13 protein-coding genes are annotated in these 18,103 nt (G+C 61.5%); 8 read left to right on the forward strand and 5 right to left on the reverse strand.

Translation table 11 applies throughout. The features are described 5' to 3' along the window. Positions 1-8: 8 nt before the first annotated feature. The 5 genes from M0D67_RS01060 to M0D67_RS01080 all read right to left on the reverse strand — a co-directional run bounded on the left by M0D67_RS01060 (position 9) and on the right by M0D67_RS01080 (position 6,822). A complete protein-coding gene (locus M0D67_RS01060; RefSeq protein WP_154561998.1) occupies positions 9-1,535 on the reverse strand; it encodes an amidase in 1,527 nt (508 codons plus the stop codon). 25 nt (positions 1,536-1,560) lie between these two features. Next, positions 1,561-3,219, reverse strand: coding sequence for an ABC transporter ATP-binding protein (locus M0D67_RS01065; protein WP_171926016.1), 1,659 nt, complete (start codon positions 3,217-3,219; stop codon positions 1,561-1,563). 4 nt (positions 3,220-3,223) lie between these two features. After that, entirely contained in the window at positions 3,224-4,186 is a 963-nt protein-coding gene (locus M0D67_RS01070) for an ABC transporter permease (RefSeq protein WP_154561994.1), read from the reverse strand. Positions 4,187-4,204: 18 nt separating this feature from the next. Continuing rightward, complete coding sequence (locus tag M0D67_RS01075; RefSeq protein WP_154561992.1) at positions 4,205-5,146, reverse strand: ABC transporter permease; 942 nt, start codon at positions 5,144-5,146, stop codon at positions 4,205-4,207. A 95-nt stretch (positions 5,147-5,241) separates the two neighbouring features. Then, a complete protein-coding gene (locus M0D67_RS01080) occupies positions 5,242-6,822 on the reverse strand; it encodes an ABC transporter substrate-binding protein (protein WP_154561990.1) in 1,581 nt (526 codons plus the stop codon). A 434-nt stretch (positions 6,823-7,256) separates the two neighbouring features. Between M0D67_RS01080 and M0D67_RS01085 the strand changes: the two genes are divergently transcribed. From M0D67_RS01085 to M0D67_RS01120, 8 genes are all read left to right on the forward strand, one after another. Next, positions 7,257-8,264, forward strand: a complete 1,008-nt coding sequence (locus M0D67_RS01085; RefSeq protein ID WP_154561988.1) for an asparaginase — start codon at positions 7,257-7,259, stop codon at positions 8,262-8,264. 460 nt (positions 8,265-8,724) lie between these two features. Continuing rightward, a complete protein-coding gene (locus M0D67_RS01090; protein WP_154561986.1) occupies positions 8,725-9,501 on the forward strand; it encodes an ABC transporter ATP-binding protein in 777 nt (258 codons plus the stop codon). Continuing rightward, entirely contained in the window at positions 9,498-10,352 is an 855-nt protein-coding gene (locus M0D67_RS01095) for an ABC transporter permease (RefSeq protein WP_154561984.1), read from the forward strand. Before M0D67_RS01090 ends, M0D67_RS01095 begins: the two co-directional genes overlap by 4 nt. Before the next feature lie 69 nt (positions 10,353-10,421). Then, positions 10,422-11,402, forward strand: a complete 981-nt coding sequence (locus M0D67_RS01100; RefSeq protein ID WP_154561982.1) for an ABC transporter substrate-binding protein — start codon at positions 10,422-10,424, stop codon at positions 11,400-11,402. Next, positions 11,399-12,733, forward strand: a complete 1,335-nt coding sequence (locus M0D67_RS01105) for an amidase (RefSeq protein ID WP_171926015.1) — start codon at positions 11,399-11,401, stop codon at positions 12,731-12,733. Before M0D67_RS01100 ends, M0D67_RS01105 begins: the two co-directional genes overlap by 4 nt. A 94-nt stretch (positions 12,734-12,827) precedes the next feature. Further along, on the forward strand, positions 12,828-14,447 hold the full coding sequence (locus M0D67_RS01110) for a gamma-glutamyltransferase family protein (protein WP_233464930.1): 1,620 nt from the start codon (positions 12,828-12,830) through the stop codon (positions 14,445-14,447). A gap of 135 nt (positions 14,448-14,582) precedes the next feature. Then, positions 14,583-15,866 (forward strand): oxalate/formate MFS antiporter, encoded by a 1,284-nt coding sequence (gene oxlT, locus M0D67_RS01115; protein WP_266236897.1) that lies wholly within the window; start codon positions 14,583-14,585, stop codon positions 15,864-15,866. Positions 15,867-16,418: 552 nt separating this feature from the next. Further along, positions 16,419-17,891, forward strand: a complete 1,473-nt coding sequence (locus M0D67_RS01120) for an MDR family MFS transporter (RefSeq protein ID WP_154561976.1) — start codon at positions 16,419-16,421, stop codon at positions 17,889-17,891. Positions 17,892-18,103 lie beyond the last annotated feature (212 nt).

Below are 18,103 nucleotides of genomic sequence, written 5' to 3' on the forward strand. Positions count from 1 at the left end.
GGCGCCCGTCATACTGCGGGCCGCACCGCGCGGGCGTCCGCTTCGGCGGACATCCCCGTCAACGGCGGGTCGGTGACGATGGACTTGAGCGCGGCGACCGGCTGCAACAGTTTCGTCAGATCGGGTCGCGGGCGCCGCAGCGCTTCATCGTGCCGCCAGGCCGTCTCGAATGCCTGGGCGATGTCGAGCAGGCGACGATCACCGCGAAACGGCCCGACCAGTTGCAGGCCGAACGGCATGCCGGCCTGGTCGAGGCCGCACGGCAGCGACAAAGCCGGATTGGTCGTCAGCGTGATCACATAGGTAAGCGCCAGCCAGCGGTAATAGTTCGCGAGCGGCCGCCCGTTGATCTCGGCCAGATAAGTTTGCGACCATGGAAAGGGCGAAATTGGCGAAGTTGGCGAGACGATCAGGTCGTAATCCTGGAACTTTCCCTGGAAACGGCGAAACAGGCGGGTCTGTTCGGCATGCGCCCAGACCACGTCGGCGAGGGACATTGATTGCCCCATTTCGTAGTTGCTTCGCGTGTTCGGCCCGAGCGAAGCGGGATCGCGCTGGTAGGCATCCTGAAAACCGGCGACGAAGTTCTGCGCGCGGATCACGTCGAAGCAGCGGTCGATTTCACCCACATCGATCTCGAGCGGCTCGCAGACCTTCACGTAGCGGGACAGCCCGGCAATCTTGGCACGGAAGGTCGAGCGCAGCGCTTCGTCGACCTCGCAGACGCCGAAGTCCTCCGTGTAGGCAACGCGCAGCGTGCAGAGGTCGACCCGTTCACGCTGTGCGAAGGCGGAAGGATCAGCATCCTCGCCCAACGGATCGCTAGCGTCGAGACCGACACTCGCCGCCAGCAGCAGGCGTATGTCGGCGATTTCGCGCCCCATCGGGCCGATCACCGAGATCGGCGTCCAGCCAAGCGGTTTGCTGTCGTTCGGCACCAGTCCAGGCGAAGGACGGAAGCCAACCACGCCGCACAGCGCCGCGGGGATACGCAGCGAGCCGCCCATGTCGGAGCCGGTACAAAGCGGCAGCATATCGGTGGCGAGCGCGGCGGCCGAACCGCCCGAGGAACCGCCAGCGTTCATCATTGGATTGAAGGGATTGCCGGTCGCGCCCCACACGACATTACGTGTGTTGGCGCCCGCGCCCATTTCCGGCACATTGGTCTTCGCCGCGACGATCGCGCCCGCAGCGCGCAAGCGGGCCACCATCACGCTATCGCGCTGCGGCACGTTCGAGCGAAACAGCGGCGAGCCATAGGTGGTGAGTAGGCCGGCCGTCTCCTCGAGATCTTTCACGCCAAGCGGCAGGCCATGCAGCAGGCCCAGTGGCTCACCGCGCAACACGGCCTCCTCCGCGCGCTTCGCCTCGGTGCGCGCACGCTCGAAGCAGGTCGCAGCGATCGCATTGACAGCGGGGTTCAGCGCTTCGATCCGCGCGATGCATGCCTCCAGCAATTCGACGGGCGACACCTGCCGGCTACCTATCAGGCGCCGCGCCGCGTCCGCGGAGAGCGAAACCAGTGAGTTGTCCATACTTGCCCTATTCCTTTACTCGTTGTCAAGCGGCGCCGAACGCGAAGCCACGCCCTGGCGCTGCCGCGAGCAAGGCCCGCGTATATTCGTGGCGCGGCGCAAGGAACACGTCCTGGATCGCCCCTTCCTCAACAATCTCGCCGCGCCGCATCACGATGACCCGATCGCAGATCTGGCTGGCCACCCGCAGATCGTGTGTAATGAACAGAATGCCGATCCGCAGACGCTGCTGAATGTCATCCAGCAGTTCGAGAATTTGCGCCTGGACCGAGACGTCGAGTGCGGAGACCGCCTCGTCGGCGATCAACACTTGTGGCTCGCATGCCAGCGCCCGCGCAATCGAGATGCGTTGCCGCTGGCCGCCGGAGAATTCGCTAGGGTAGCGATTCAGCGCATCGGGCCTGAGCCGTACCAGCGTCATGAGTTCTTCAGCACGTTGCCACGCCTGAGCGTACGGCACACCGAAATTCAACGGCCCTTCGACGATCGAGGCACCCACTGTCTGGCGCGGATCCAGCGACCGGTAAGGATCCTGGAACACAACCTGTACGCCGCGCCGGAACGGATATAGCGCGCGGCCGCGCGCTTTGGCCACCGATCGGCCCCCGGCGAAAATATCGCCGGCGCTCGGCTCGATCAGCCGCGCAATGCAGCGCGCGACAGTCGATTTTCCCGAACCGGACTCGCCCACGATACCGACCGTTTCGCCCGGATGCACCGTCAGCGAGACATCACGGGCCGCCCGCACCTCGCGCTTGCGGCTGGGCCAGGAACCCGTCACATACGTCTTCCCGATCCCACGCGCGTCTAGCAGCGGATAGGCTTTCTCCACCGGGGCGCGCGTACGCGGCACCAGCGTGGGGACGGCTGCCAGCAACATACGGGTATAGGGCTCGCGCGGCTGCTGCAACACCTGCAACCTGGCGCCCTGCTCGACCATGTCACCCAACCGCAACACAACGACACGGTCAGCAATTTCGGCGACGACGCCGAAATCGTGGGTGATGAACAGCACGGCTGTTCCGCTCTCAGTCTGCAATTCACGAATCAGCTTGAGAATCTCGGCCTGGGTCGTGACGTCGAGCGCCGTGGTGGGCTCGTCGCAGATCAGCAGCGACGGCTTCAGGATCAGCGCCATTGCAATCACGATGCGCTGGCGCTGTCCACCCGACAACTGATGCGGGTAAGACGCGTAGATACGCTCCGGTTCCGGCAGCCTGACGTGAGCGAATATCTCGAGAATGCGCCGGCGCCTCTCGCCGACGCCGGCACGGCTATGCTGTGCCAGCATCTCGTCGACCTGCGCGCCGCACGTCATGATCGGATTGAGGGCCGTCATCGGCTCCTGGAAAACCATCGCCATCTTTTCGCCACGCAATTGGCGGATGCGGTCCGGGCTTGCTGTGAGCACGTCTTCGCCGAGCAGTTCGATGCTGCCGTCCACCGCCTTGAGCGCCGCCGGCAGCAAGCCCATCACGGCCTGCGCGATCACCGATTTGCCCGAGCCCGACTCGCCCAGCAGGCAGACAATCTCCCCCTGCCGCACGTCGAGCGAGACATGCCGGATCGCATGGGGCCGGTCGGCTCCGGCCGGCAGGGAAATGGTCAGGTTATTCACGGCGAGGACGGTTGTGGCCGGCCCGGCGGCGGAGGGTGCTGCCGTTTTGAAGTCGAAGTCGCGCATCGCGTCAGCCCCCCCGTTTGTTGAATTTCGGATCGAGCGTGTCGCGCAATCCGTCGCCCATGATGTTGACGGCCAGCACCGTCAGCGCCAGGAAAACACCTGGGAACAACACGGTCTGAGGATATTGGTTGAACTGCATGCGGCCGTCGGCCATGACGTTGCCCCACGTCGGAATATCCGGTGGCAGGCCAACGCCGAGAAACGACAGGATCGCTTCCACCAGGATCGCCGACGCGCACACGTAGGTTCCCTGCACGATCAGCGGCGCGATTGCATTCGGCAGAATATGACGCCACAGAATCTTGACGGTCGGCGTGGCCAACGAAATGGCGGCCTCGATGTAGGGTTCCTCGCGAATGCTCAGTACGATCGAGCGCACCAGCCGTGCGACGCGCGGAATTTCGGGAATCGTGATCGCGACGATCACCGTGACCAGCGTCGGCCGCCAGAGCGCCATCAGCGTAATCGCGAACAGGATGCTGGGAATCGCCATCAAGCTGTCCATGGCGCGCATGATGACGTCGTCGAGGCGGCGAAAATACCCCGCCGCCACGCCGACCAGTGCGCCGAAGGTGAGCGCCAGCAGTGCCACCGTGATGCCGACCGACAGGGACACGCGCGCACCATAGGCGACCCGGCTCCAGGTATCCCGGCCGAGACTGTCGGTGCCCATCGGGAAGAAGTGCTGGAACGTCGCGCCTGACAGATCACTGAATTCGGCTGTCGCGCCCGGTAAGAGGTTGGCGCTCGCGGGATCCATCGCGGTCGGGTCGATCGTGCCAAGCCACGGTGCGGCGACGGCTACGAAGACCAGAAGCGCCAGTGCGCCGCATCCCAGGCGCACCGACCAGTTCCGCAGCACGCGGCGCCACAGTGGTGTGCGCGAGCGTATAGCAGGCGCCACCTCCACGTTGGCAAGAATGGCGGCCGGTGCGGCAATGGTCGTCGGATCGTGATCGTCGCTCATGTCCAATCGTCCTTTCACTCAATAGCGGATACGCGGGTCGAGCAGCAGATAGCTCATATCGACCAGCAGGTTGATAAGCACGTAAACAAAGGAAAAGAACAGCGTGATGCCCTGTACCAGCGGGAAGTCGCGCGCCAGTACCGCGTCGACCGTGAGTTGCCCGAGCCCGGGGATCGCGTAGACGGTTTCGGTGACCACCACGCCACCGATCAGCAAGCCGACGCCAATGCCGATTACCGTGACGATCGGTACCGCGGCATTGGCCAGCGCATGGCGAATCAGCACGCGTGCTTCGGAGATACCTTTGGCGCGGGCGGTGCGGATGTAGTCTTCAGTCAGCGCCTCGGCAACCGCAGCGCGCGTCACGCGGGCAATCAGCGCAAGGTAGACGATCGACAGCGTAATGGCGGGCAGGATCAGGTGCGTGAGCCACGGACCGATGCCCGCGCTCAGTGGAGCGTACCCCTGCACCGGCAGCAGCTTCGCATGCAAGGCGACCGCCCATATGAGGATATAGCCGACCACGAACGACGGCACCGAGAATCCCATCACCGAAAGTCCCATCAGCATCCGGTCCAGCCAGCCTCCGTGCCGCGAAGCCGCGATCACGCCGAGCGGCACCGCGAGCAGGAGCGTCATCACCAGTGTCAGGGCGGACAAGGACACGGTCGGTGCGATGCGTTGCGCAATCAACCGGGTAATCGGCTGCTTCATGTAGTACGAGTCGCCAAGGTTGCCCTGCAGCAACTGCCCGGTCCATTTGACGAACTGCACCGGCAGCGGCCGGTCGAGCCCGAGGCTCGCGTGGATCCGCGCGATGTCGGCACTAGTGCCGTTGTCACCAACAAGCGCCGCAGCCGGATCGCCCGGCGTCAGGCGCAGAATCATGAACACGATAAGGGCGACAATGACCAGCACTGGCGCCGTCGACAATACGCGCCGGAAAAGAAAGAAAGCCATGTCGATTACGCTCCAAAGCCGGTTTGTGGATAGACGGGCTCGCGTTGCCCTGCGAGACGGCAGCCGGCCGGCAAACAGCCAGCCGCCGACACGGGTTAGCTCTTGCGAATGTTCCAGAACACGTTGACCGGAGCTGGGACCACGCCGCTGACGACGCCCTTGCGGATCACCGAGTAGAAATCGAAGTCGCCTAAGGGCGCCAGGATGCCGCTCTGGTACGTTTCCAGTTGGATCGCCGCGGCGATCTTCTTGCGCTGCACAGGATCGTTGGTGACGAGGTAATCGTTCTTGAGCTGCTCAATCTTGTCGTCAGTCGCCCAGCCAAACCAGCCCTTTTCGCCATTGCCCGTCAGCGGAGTGAAGAACAATGGATTCATCGTGTCGCCGGGCGCCCATCCGGTAATGAACAGGTTCCAGCCCCCCTTGTCGGCGAGCGCCTTGCTGGTTCGGCGCGTCACGAGCGTAGACCAGTCCATGGCCTGCAGGTCGACATTGAAACCGGCCTGCTTCAACAGTTGCGCCATGACGGGTGGAAACTTGTTGAGTACTGCGTAATCAGACGGATACATCAATACCACCGGCTTGCCATCGTAGCCCGCTTCCTTCAGCAGATTGCGCGCCGCCGCGAACTGAGGCTTGCCGGTGAAATAGGCAGTCTCGGTCGACGCCAACGGCGAATCGCATGGGTAAATCGACGAACACGTCCGGTACAGATCCTTGTTCACCAGTTGGGCACGCATCAACGCTTCCTGGTTGATCGCCATGATTGCCGCCTGGGCAATCTTCGGGTTGTTGAACGGTGGCACGAGATGATTCAGGTGCAGGTCGAAGAGCCCGGCGGGAGTCGGCTTTACCAATTCCAGCTTCGGATTGCCCTTGAACGCGGCGTACTGCTCGGCGGGCATCCATTCGATCATGTCCACTTCACCGTTCGCAATCGCATTGGCCTGCGTCTGTGCGTCCTTGAGCACGATCCATTCGACCCGGTCGACATAAACATGCTTGCCGCCTGCGGTACCGGAAGCCGGCTCAGGCCTCGGCACATAGTTCGGGTTCTTGATGTACACAATTTTCGCGCCCGGGCGATACTCGTCCTGTTTGAAGATGTAGGGGCCGGACCCGGTGTAGTCAGAGATCTGTTGGTCCGCCGGCGTATCGGCGACCCGCTTCGGCATGATGAATGCGGCGCTGCCCGACGGCTTGCCGAGCGCGTCGAGGACCATCGGAAAGGGTTGCCTGAAGGTCATGCGGAAGGACTTGGCATCGACCGCATCGAACGACTGCAGTGCCGCGAACATTCTCTCGCCGAACACGTCGCGCTTGCCCCAGCGCGTGATCGACGCGATAACGTCAGCTGAGGTGACCGGCTTGCCGTCGCTGAACGCGAGCCCCTTGCGCAGCGTGAACGTCCAGGTCTTGCCGTCCGGCGAGCTCGTATACGTGTCCACCATCTCCGGTTGCACCACGCCCTTGGCATCCACGCCGAACAGCGTGTCGTAGATCATGTAGCCGTGGTCGCGCGTGATAAATGCAGTAGTCCAGATCGGATCGAGAATCTTCAGATCCGCTTGCGGCACGATTCGTAACACCTTCGATGCTTCCTGCGCACACGCCGTCGTCGCAGCGCTCGCAATCAGCACCCCAGCCACGCACCGAGCAAACATTCGCTTCAACATGCTGCACCTCATAAGAAGAAATGACACAAAATGATTCCGGCTGCACGCGTGCGTCGGATTAGCGGCCGTGCTCGTTCAGATGCTCCAACCCCGGATATGGCGCCTGCGACAGGTTGATCTCCGATTCAACCGTGCTACATTAATTGCAACTTGCAACAATTGAAATTTACGCATTTATAGGCACGAAGCATGCCATCGCGCGGCAAATCCAGTAGGTATCGGCAAGTCGGGCACTTGCCCGAGCGGCAAGAGCACACTGCAATGCGCGGGACTTGTGCAAGTGCGCGCGAGCACGGTGCATCGCGCAGTGCAAGATCGCTGTCGCACCGATTCCGGGCGCGACAACGGTGCTCCTCGCCGGTGGCGAGTTTTTGCAGGCTATTTGAGGTACGGTTTAAGCCGATATTTTCAACGCACTCGAAAGGAACGCGTCAATGAACTATCCGAGGATCGCTGTCGGTGCATTAGGCGGCACGATATGCATGACCGCCGACAATGCCGACGCTGGCGCGTTGCCACGTCTTTCCGCTCAACAATTGGTGACTGCGGTCCCAGGTCTGGCTGATATCGCGCAGATTCACGCCGAGACGCTTTTGCAGTTACCCAGCCCTTCGCTGAACTTTGCGCATGTGCTGGACAGTCTGGTGTGGGCAGAGTGCATGGTGGCTGCCGGCGCCGCCGGGATCGTGCTGACCCAGGGGACCGACACGCTTGAGGAAACCGCCTTCCTGCTCGATCTTCTGTGGACGCATCCGCAGCCGCTGGTGGTCACAGGCGCGATGCGCACGCCGCTGGCCGCGGGGGCGGATGGGCCCGCCAACATTCTTGCCGCAGTGGCCTGCGCAGCGTACGGCGCCAGTCGCGGGCGCGGTGTAGCCGTAGTCATGAACAACACGATCCACGAGGCGCGCTGGGTGCGCAAAGCGAACTCGATGTCCGTCGAAACTTTCGAGTCACCGGTCGTGGGGCCGGCGGGCATGGTGCTCGAGGGTCTGCCCCAATATTTCCGTCCACCGTCCAGGCGCTATTCGCAGCGCTTTACAAAGCCCGACCTGTCGGTTCGAGTGGCACTCGTGGAAACATGTCTGGGCGAGACGGGTGAGATGCTCGACGCGGTCGCCCACGCGGGATATCACGGGATCGTCATCGCGGCCTACGGTGCAGGTCATGTTTCGGATGACGAAGCACAGCGCATCGAGGCGTTGGTGCCGCGACTGCCGATCGTCGTCTCCAGCCGCACGGGATCGGGATCGACGGCAGCGCGTACTTATGGCTTTTCTGGTTCCGAAATCGACCTGGCCCGCCGCGGTGCGTTGTTTTCCGGGTGGCTCGGGCCACGCAAGGCGCGCCTGCTTCTCTGGCTGCTGCTCGCCACGGGCGCGCCGCGCAACGCATGCGCCACCGCGTTCGAATTCTGGAAGCGTGTCGACGATACCGACTAGACGTTCTGATGTAACCGCGTTGGTACGGCGCCTCAATTCTGGAGGCGGCTCTCGCACCGATTCACAATCCCGAATTTCTTGCAATGGTCTTTCGCCGTCGACCGTTCGCGTTTCGCCCTGAGGCGGTGCGTCGCCGATCTAGTTGTGCCTGATGCACCTTCCTTGCGCGCATTTGCACACTTTCCGAACATGGCAGTGTGCTCACCTCCACTTGAAAATACCCACTTCGCACTTGTATATGGGGCTCTCGCACGATGGCACGCTTTGTGCGAATCGAATCAATATGGATATTTCAATTGTTGTGTTTTGCACCTATATTCCGCCGACAACCGACGAAAACAGCAATTAAGTGCTCCCCAGTCAGACACTTCACAACCGTCAACCAACCGTGTACCGACTCTGCGCGGAGCGGGCACGCAAGCGAAGCGCGAAGTGATTCAAGTTCAGCACGAGGATCAGCATGTCAGTACAACTAGCGTTGCGAAACATTCGAAAATCCTTTTCCAGTAAGCAGGGCTCGGTCGATGTGCTGGGTGGATTGTCGTTCGACATCAACGAACGAGATTTCGTCAGCATCATCGGCCCGTCGGGCTGCGGGAAGACGACCGTGTTCAACGTAATCGCCGGCCTCCTGGAACCCGACAGCGGCGAGATCGTCTATCGAGGGCAGGCGGTCACCGGCTTGCGCGGAAAAGTCGGCTACATGATGCAGCGTGACCTGCTGTTGCCGTGGCGCACCGTATTGCAGAACGTCCTGATTGGGCCCGAGTTGTCCCGCATGCCGGTTGCGCAAGCGCGCGAAATGGCGATGGAATACCTGAACACCTACGGCCTTGCGGGTTTCGAGAACGCCTATCCCCGCATGCTGTCCGGTGGCATGCGCCAGCGCGTCGCACTGATCCGCACCTTGATCAACGACCCCGACATCATCCTGCTCGATGAGCCGTTTTCAGCGCTCGACTATCAGACCCGGTTGTATCTGGAAGGCGTGCTGATGGAAGCGGTCGAGACGTTCCACAAAACGGTCGTGCTGGTCACACACGACATCGACGAAGCAGTCGCGTTGTCCAAGCGTGTGGTGGTGCTAGGCGGCCGGCCTTCGCAAGTCAAAAAGGTCTATGACATCGAGATCGGCGCGCGCACGCCGATCGGTGCGCGCAGCGATTCGAACTTTCCCGGCTACTTTCACGCGCTGTGCGCGGAACTCGATATTCAGACCGAGGTAAAGGCGGCATGAACCATTCCGCATCCGTCAATAACGCGAAAGTCTCCGCGACACGCAGCCAGACGCGTTCAGGCCCCGCGCTGAATACCGGATGGGGGCGCACAGCCCTGCAGCTCGTCGCGGTGATTGCATTCTTTGCGATATGGGAAGGCGCTGCGCGGCTTGGCTGGGTATCGAACTTCCTGGTCGGCTCGCCGACAAAAATCTACGACGCCCTGGCTCGCTCCGCCGAATCAGGCGACCTTTTCGTCGATATCGGCTACACCATGTTCGAAGCCATGCTCGGCTTTCTGTTCGGCACGGCGGTCGGCTCGGTCTGCGGCCTCGCGCTGTGGTATTCGCCGTTCGTGGCGCGACTGATCGAGCCGTTTATCGTCGCGATCAACAGCGTCCCGAAGATCGCTTTCGCCCCGATTGTGATTCTCTGGTTCGGCACCGGGCTCGTTTCGAAAGTCGCGCTGGCGATTTCGCTCACTGCGATCGTCGCGCTGATAGCCGCTTACGAGGCAGCGAAAGAGGCCGATCCTGATCTTCAGGCACTCCTCGTCACGCTTGGCGCGAACAAAAACGATGTGTTCCTGAAAGTCGTTATTCCGTTCACGCTGCCATATGTGATCTCGACATTCCGCATCAACATCGGCTTTGGTCTGGTAGGCGCAGTGGTGGGCGAATTCATTTCGTCGGAGAAAGGGCTTGGCCACATGATCTTTACCGCCTCAAGTCTTTACGACCTGAACACCGTGTGGGCCGGCCTCTTCGTGCTGATGGCGATTGGCTTCGTGTTGTATTTCCTGATCGACCTGGTCGAACGCAAGCTGCTGCCGTGGCGGCAGGTATCGAATGCACCGACGCTACGGGTTTGACGCCGTTGCCACTCGAGGTCGAATTGTTTGCTTTTCGCCCGTCAATCTAACCTTTCTCTGGACCTGAAGATGGCACTCATTGCAAAAAGAATGCTGGCTGCACTGACAACAGCAGTCGCTGTTTCTGCCGTTAGCATCGCAACGCCCGCCTTGGCCGCCGACAAAAAAGCTGTTATTTCGCAGGCTTTTCAGTCGATGCTATATCTGCCGCTCTACGTCGCTATCGACGGCGGCTTCTTTACCAAGGAGGGGCTAGAGGTGACAAAGCAGACCGCGGGCAGTCCGAGCGCGGCATTGTCGGCCGTGTTGTCGGGAAGTGCGGACTTCTCGCTGCATGGTCCCGAATGGACCGCGGTCGCCGCCGAAAAAGGCGCGGATGTCGATGTGATCGCCAACGTTGTGAACGGTGCGGCGGTGTGGATCGTCACCTCGCCGGACAGCAAATTCACCGGCATCAAGGACGTGAAGGGCCAGACGGTCGTGTCGGGTCAGATGCCGACTACCAGCACGTCGCTGTTCTTCAAGTTGCTAAAAGAGAACGGCATGTCGCCAGCCGACGTGAAACTAACCCAGGTACCGCTCGGCTCCGAGATCGGCCCACTGGTTGCAGGCCAGTCCAAGGTTGCGGTGATGTATGAACCCGGCCTTGATCAGGCCGTTGCCAGAGGCATGAAGGTAGTGCTCGGCTTTCCGAAGTTATATGGCGAATACGCATTCTCATCGATCTCGGCGAAAAGGAGCGTGGACCCCGATGTGGCGGCACGGTTCGTGAAAGGTATGGAGCAGGCACTCGTCTTCATGCAGACCAATCCCACGGAAACCCTGGCGATCGCCCGCCGCGAGTTTCCAGGCCTTGATCCGGAGATCGTGAACGCTGCGGTAAAACGCATGCTGAACGAAGGCGTGTATCCCAGGAACGTCGACATCACCCCGCAGGCGCTGACGGTTGCAATGGATACGCAGATCTCACTCGGTAATTTGAAGCAGCAGCCGAATTACAGCACCTTCATCGTGCAGAACTACATTCATCAAGCACTAGCCGCGAAATGAGCCATTCTTCCCCCTCCCCCACCATCCGCGAAATCCGTGACGCGATTCGCGCGGGAACGCGCACCATCGATCAGACTGTGCAACAGGCATTTGATGCGGCGCAACGACTGCAGCCTGAGTTGCAAGCTTTCATCCATCTGCCGGCGGCGCCGATAGTCAATCGCGCCGCTCCCCACGCGCCGCTCGCGGGCGTCCCTGTCGGCATAAAAGACCTGATCGATACGGCCGATATGCCCACCGCGTACGGATCGCCGGCCTACGAAGGGCGCAGGCCCGACAAGGACGCATGGGTGGTCGCCCGTTTGCGCGAAGCCGGTGCCACGGTACTCGGTAAAACGGTCACCACCGAGTTCGCCTGGCGTCAGCCTGGCGCTACGACCAACCCGTGGAATAGCGATCACACGCCTGGCGGCTCGTCGAGCGGCTCGGCTGCCGCCGTTGCGGCAGGCATCGTGCCGCTCGCGCTCGGCACACAGACGTTCGGATCCGTCATCCGTCCCGCCGCGTATTGCGGTGTGGTCGGGGTAAAGCCGAGTTACGGCACGATTGCGCGGACCGGCGTGTTGCCGTTGTCAGGGTCGCTCGATCACCTTGGCGTTTTCACCACCAATGTCGCTGATGCCGTTCATGCGCTATCGATTCTGGCGGGGAGCGATGCGGACGATCCACATGCCTCGCATAACAGTCGCAAGAGGAAAGACCCAGGCGATGCGGCAAAACGGCCACCACGCATCGGCGTGTTGCGCGAGCAGATCGGTGGACCAATCGACAAAGCGCAGCAGCATGTGCTGAATCAACTTGCCCTACGTTTGCGTGCCGATGGTGCGGAAATCGTCGCTGCCGACTTGCCTGCCGAACTGGCCGACGCTGCGCGGCATGCTTCAATCCTGCTCGCAGTTGAAGCCGCATTGACACACGGCGAACTGGTAGACCGTTCGCCGGATCTTGTCAGCGCACCGATCACAGCTCTGGTCGAGGAAGGCCGGGCTGTGCGCGCGACCGAATATGCGAAAGCGAAGGCTGTGCAGGTACAGATGGCGGTTCGCTTCGACCAGTGGCTCACCGAATCAGCGGGACTGGACGCGCTGCTGGTAGCGCCCGCATCGGGCGAGGCGCCCCGCGGGCTTGACTATACGGGCGATGCGGCGTTCTGCACGCCCTGGACCTTCCTCGGCGTGCCGGCGGTGACGTTACCGGTTGGCTTCGGTCCGGAGGGGTTGCCGCTTGGGGTGCAACTGGTCGGTGCGAGTCAGCACGATGCCACGTTGCTGTCGCTTGCCGAGTGGGTGGAAGGGAGAACCGGCTGGAACATCGCAGTTGCTTCCCGCTGATGCCGGCTTCGTTGTGTATAGGAAGTATCACGTGATCATGCGAACCCGTAGCGGCTGAGCGGGTAGCGAAGATCGATTGATTGTTTGAGGAAACATGTCAGCAGAATTTTTAAATCCTGTGCGGGGCATCCGCGGGATGGCGGTCACACCCCATGCACTGGCGTCGCAAAGCGCGCTCGCGATCCTGCGTGACGGCGGCAATGCCATCGAGGCGATGATTGCCGCCGCGGCGACCATCGCAGCGGTGTATCCGCATATGAACAGCATCGGCGGCGACGGCTTCTGGTTGATTTCGCGGCCGGGCGAAGAGCCCGTCGGCATCGAGGCATGTGGAGCGGCGGCATCGGCGGCGACGATCGACGCCTATCGCGCACGCGGCCTGCAATCGATCCCGTTTCGTGGACCGCTGGCGGCGAATACGGTGGCCGGCACCGTGTCCGGTTGGGCGTTGGCGCATCGTTGGTCCACTGACACCCTCGGTGGCAAGCTCCCGGTCGCGCGCCTGCTGGAAGATGCGATCGCCTACGCGGGAGGCGGTATTCCGGTCACGCGCAGCCAGTCCGAATGCGTCGCGCTCAAGCGGCACGAACTCGGATCGGTCGCGGGATTCGCCGAGACGTTTCTGACGGGCGACAACCCGCTGCGCGTGCCGGCTGTCGGCGAGCGTTTTGTGCAGCCACGCCTCGCCGCGACGCTCGAGCGTCTCGCCCACGCGGGTCTCGACGACTTCTACCGGGGCGATCTCGCACGCAGCATCGCGGCCGACCTGCGTGCCCTCGAAAGTCCATTGTCGCTCGCCGACCTCGAACAGCATCGCGCAAGGCTGCGCACGCCGCTGGCACTCACGCATTCGCTTGGCACGATCTACAACATGCCGCCGCCTACACAAGGGCTTGTCTCACTGCAGATTCTCGGTGTGCTCGACCGTGTCTTGCGCGACGATATGGATCCGCTCGGGCCCGAGTACGTCCACGCATGCGTGGAGGCGACCAAGCTCGCGTTCGCCGTCCGCGACAAGCACATCACCGACCCGGATTACATGGACATCGATCCGCAGGCGCTGCTCGCGCCGCCGGTCCTCGACGCGATGGCCGAGCAGATTTCGATGTCGGCGGCGGCCCCGTGGGGCCGCGGTCTCGGACCGGCCGACACAGTATGGCTCGGCGTGATCGACGCCGATGGCGTGGCCGTCAGCTTCATCCAGAGCATTTATCACGAGTTCGGCAGCGGCCTCGTGCTTGCAGATTCGGGCATCAACTGGCAAAACCGCGGCTGTAGCTTCTCGCTCGATCCCTCTGCGCGCAATCCGCTTACGCCGGGGCGACGGCCGTTTCACACGCTGAACCCGGCACTCGCGCGTTTCGATGACGGACGCACGATGGTGTACGGAAACATGGGCGGCGACGGCCAGCCGCAATCGCAAAGCGCCGTGTTTTCGCGGATCGCGCACTTTGGCTGGAATCCGCAAGCCGCTATCGATGCGCCTCGCTGGCTGCTAGGCCGGACTTGGGGGCGATCCAATGAATCACTCAAGCTTGAAGCTCGGTTTCCCGCCGACACGTTCGATGCGCTGCGCCGTCTCGGCCATGACGTCGAGCAGATGCTGCCATACGACGAAGCAATGGGCCACGCCGGCGCAATCGTCCGGCACGGCAACGGATGTCTGGAGGCAGGCTATGACCCGCGCAGCGACGGGGCCGCGGCTGGCTGGTAAGCGCGCCGGCTAAACAGCGGGCGGCCGCGCCGCCTGCACCCTTTTGAATCGACCACCCGCGAGCGTTCGCGCCGACGGCAAGGACGGCGCACGTCCTCCATCTGTTGATATTTCAATCCGAAACGGAGAAGCACTTTGAACACCCGCACGCAATCATTGAAAGGCGCCGCCTCGCCCGTCGCGCAAACAGCCGCGCATACCCGCTGGATCCAGCTCGGACTCGGCCTCATTTGCATGATGACGATTTCGAGTCCGCAATATGTATGGACTCTGATGACGAAGCCGCTCATGGCGAAGCTCGGCATCGCGCTGCCGGAACTGCAAGTGACCTTCTCACTGCTGGTGCTGCTGCAGGCATTTTTCTCACCGTTCCAGGGTGCGCCGATCGACCGTTTCGGGCCGCGCATGCTGATCTCGATTGGTACGTTGCTGGCAGGCGTGAGCTGGGTGTTAGCCTCGTATGCGCACAGTGTGTCGATGCTGTACCTCACGTATGGCTGCATCGGCGGTCTCGGTACCGGCATCGTCTACGTCGGCGTGGTGGGATTCGTGGTTCGCTGGTTCCCCGATCGACGCGGCTTCGCCGCCGGCGTAGCGGCCGCAGGCTACGGCATGGGCGCAATTGTCACCACCTTTCCAATTTCTGCATCACTGGCAACGCACGGTGTCGAATCCACGTTGTGGCTGTACGGCATCATCTTCGCAGTGGTCGGCCTCCTCGCCTCGCAGGGCCTGCGGGTACCGCCTGCGGCGGACAGTATCGGCTCGGCAGTCTCCCGGACAGCGGTCGCGACGCGCGACTTCCGCCCGTCCGAGATGCTCAAGACGCCGCTGTTCTGGCTGATGTTCGTGATGATGACGATGATGTCCACCTCGGGCCTCATGGTCACGTCGCAGATGGCAAGCTTCGCCGCTGACTTCGGCGTCAGCAAGGTACTGGTCTTCGGGCTCGCCGCGTTGCCGCTGGCACTGACGATCGACCGCTTCACGAACGGTCTGACCCGTCCGCTGTTCGGCTGGATATCGGATCGTCTGGGGCGCGAAAACACGATGTGTTTCGCGTTCGCACTGGAAGGTGTGGCGATGGCACTCTGGCTAATGACGCGCGACAACGCGGTCCTGTTCGTCTTGCTGTCCGGCGTGGTGTTCTTCGGCTGGGGCGAAATTTTTTCGCTGTTCCCTTCGACCCTGACCGATACGTTTGGTACCCGATATGCCACCGCCAACTATGGCTGGCTTTACATCTCGTTCGGGATCGGCTCGATCTTCGGCGGCCCGCTGGCCGCGCTGCTGCATCAGCACACCGGCAGCTGGGTGCCGGTGTTCGGCTGCGCGATTGTGCTCGATCTGAGTACCGCCGCGCTTGCCATGTTCGTGTTGAAGCCGGTGCGCGCGCGTTTTGTCGGGGCTCGTGGATAGCGTATCTCTTCGCGCCGAATGACGGCCCTGCGCGACACGGTCGGCACGCTCCGACCTGGCTCGTGGGCAGTCTCGGCGACGATCTCAAGTGCATGTGTAGCGATACCGATCGCATAGGTCGGCGCCATCCTCAAGTCTTCATACGAAGAGTATAAGAAGAGCCGCAGCTACCGGCGCGTCGTAGTACTCGCAATAAAACGTACTGAGCCTCCTTTCAATCGACTATCTGCGGTCTTTCAACTAAAAAAACCGTATTTCCGCTTGACCGCCGACAGAGCCCTCCCGTCCCGTCAAATCGCTTTTTGACATCGTTGGGTTTGACCTTCATGACTCTCCGACCCCCAATAATTATCAGATAAGTCTTCACATGAAGACTTGTGATTTGATAGAGTATATCGTCCGTGGGCGCGATCCGCTGACTCGCCCCAATCCGCTTATCGAGACGTCCTGATCTTCATGGCCGCGTCACGCCAGATTTCTGGAATGGCCCGAGATCCACTCAAGTTACAGGAGCAAGTCTGACCGCGGACGACGCCCCTTCTACAAAACGGCATGTCACAACACCTGAAAACAGTACGACCGCTCGTTATTGCATCGGTCATGGCGTCAATGGCAATGGTCGCTATCGAAGCGACCATTGTGTCTACAGCGATGCCACAGATCGTGACTCAATTGGGCGGGCTGCATCTTTATAGCTGGGTCTTCTCCTCGTTTCTGCTCACGCAGACCGCGATGACGGTCGTATTCGGCAAGCTCGCTGACCTGTACGGTCGTAAGCCCACCATGCTCGTTGGCATCGCGATCTTTCTGGTGGGATCAGTGCTCGCGGGTTTTGCACGGTCCATGCCCGCAATGATCGCGTTTCGAATGATTCAAGGTGTCGGCGCTGGAGCGATCCAGCCTGTTGCGCTCACTATCGTGGGCGACCTGTATCCAGCACGCGAACGAGGGAAAATTCAGGGTTATCTCGCCAGTGTCTGGGCCATCGCTGCGGTCGTCGGACCGATGGCAGGTGGCATTCTCATTCGCGACCTTTCATGGGCCTGGATCTTCTGGATCAATATCCCAATTGGCCTCGCCTCCGCCGCCGGCTTCATCGTCTTTCTACATGAAGAGGAAAGGCGCGAACGCCCTTCGATCGATATCCTCGGTGCAACGCTCTTCGCTGCATGCATCGGCGCTCTCATGGTGGCGCTGACGAATGCCGGGACATTCGTCAGTACTTGGACCATCCTCGAGTTCGCTCTGTTCGTGATATGCGGCGCACTCTTCATTCTCCAGGAGCAACGGGCCGCCGACCCCATGATTTCGTTTTCCTTGTGGGGGCACCGGCCAATCGCGGCCTGCAATGCAGCTACTGTCCTTTCGGGAATGGCGCTAATGGGGCTGACCAGCTTCCTTCCCATGTATGTACAGGGCGTCTTGGGCAGGTCCCCGGTGGTGGCAGGCCTCGCGTTGACTATGATAATGGTCGGTTGGCCAACCGGCGCTACCATTGCAGCACGCTCCTTCCATCGGCTCGGACTGCGGCGCACCCTCATCGGCGGCAGCGTGTTCTTGCCGATTGGCGCCATGGTCTTCGCGGCCCTGACCCCACAGAGCACACCGCTGTTTGCAGGAATCGGCTCGTTGATTATGGGCTTTGGAATGGGAGTAGTTAGCGTGAGCTCGCTTATTCTGATCCAGGAAATCGTCAAGCCGTCGGAACGCGGCAGCGCGACGGCGTCCAACCTCTTCTCCCGTAACCTCGGCAGTACGCTTGGTGCAGCCGTGTTTGGTGCGGTTCTGAATTATGGGCTTGCTCATTCGACCGGCACCGCAGCGGTTACCTCCGATCAGTTGCGACAGCTTCTTGGCTCGGTACCGGCCGACGCTATCGTCAACGCTGCGGTGAGACTTGCGCTCCACCAGTCCCTCCATCTCACGTTCTCTTCCATCCTGATGATATCGATCGGTGCGGTCGTCTCCCTGATGCTTGTACCCACCATCAATCTCGTGCGAAGGAGCGAACCCGCAACCAATTGATACGCAGGCCTGTTCCTCACCCAATCCCCTTTGACCCAGCGCATGATCGTCGTCTGTGCGAACAACAGACCGCTCCCGGCCATCATTTCGACGAGCTCTCGAACGCGGAACCTGTAACGCGCAATGCCACGTGAAAAAGAAACCTGCACGAGGCGTGCACCCGTGATCAGCGATTTCTATCGATTGCCCGGGCCACTTTCGATTATCTGCAC

The organism is Paraburkholderia sp. SECH4, from assembly GCF_030511745.1.
Taxonomy (GTDB): Bacteria; Pseudomonadota; Gammaproteobacteria; order Burkholderiales; family Burkholderiaceae; genus Paraburkholderia; species Paraburkholderia madseniana.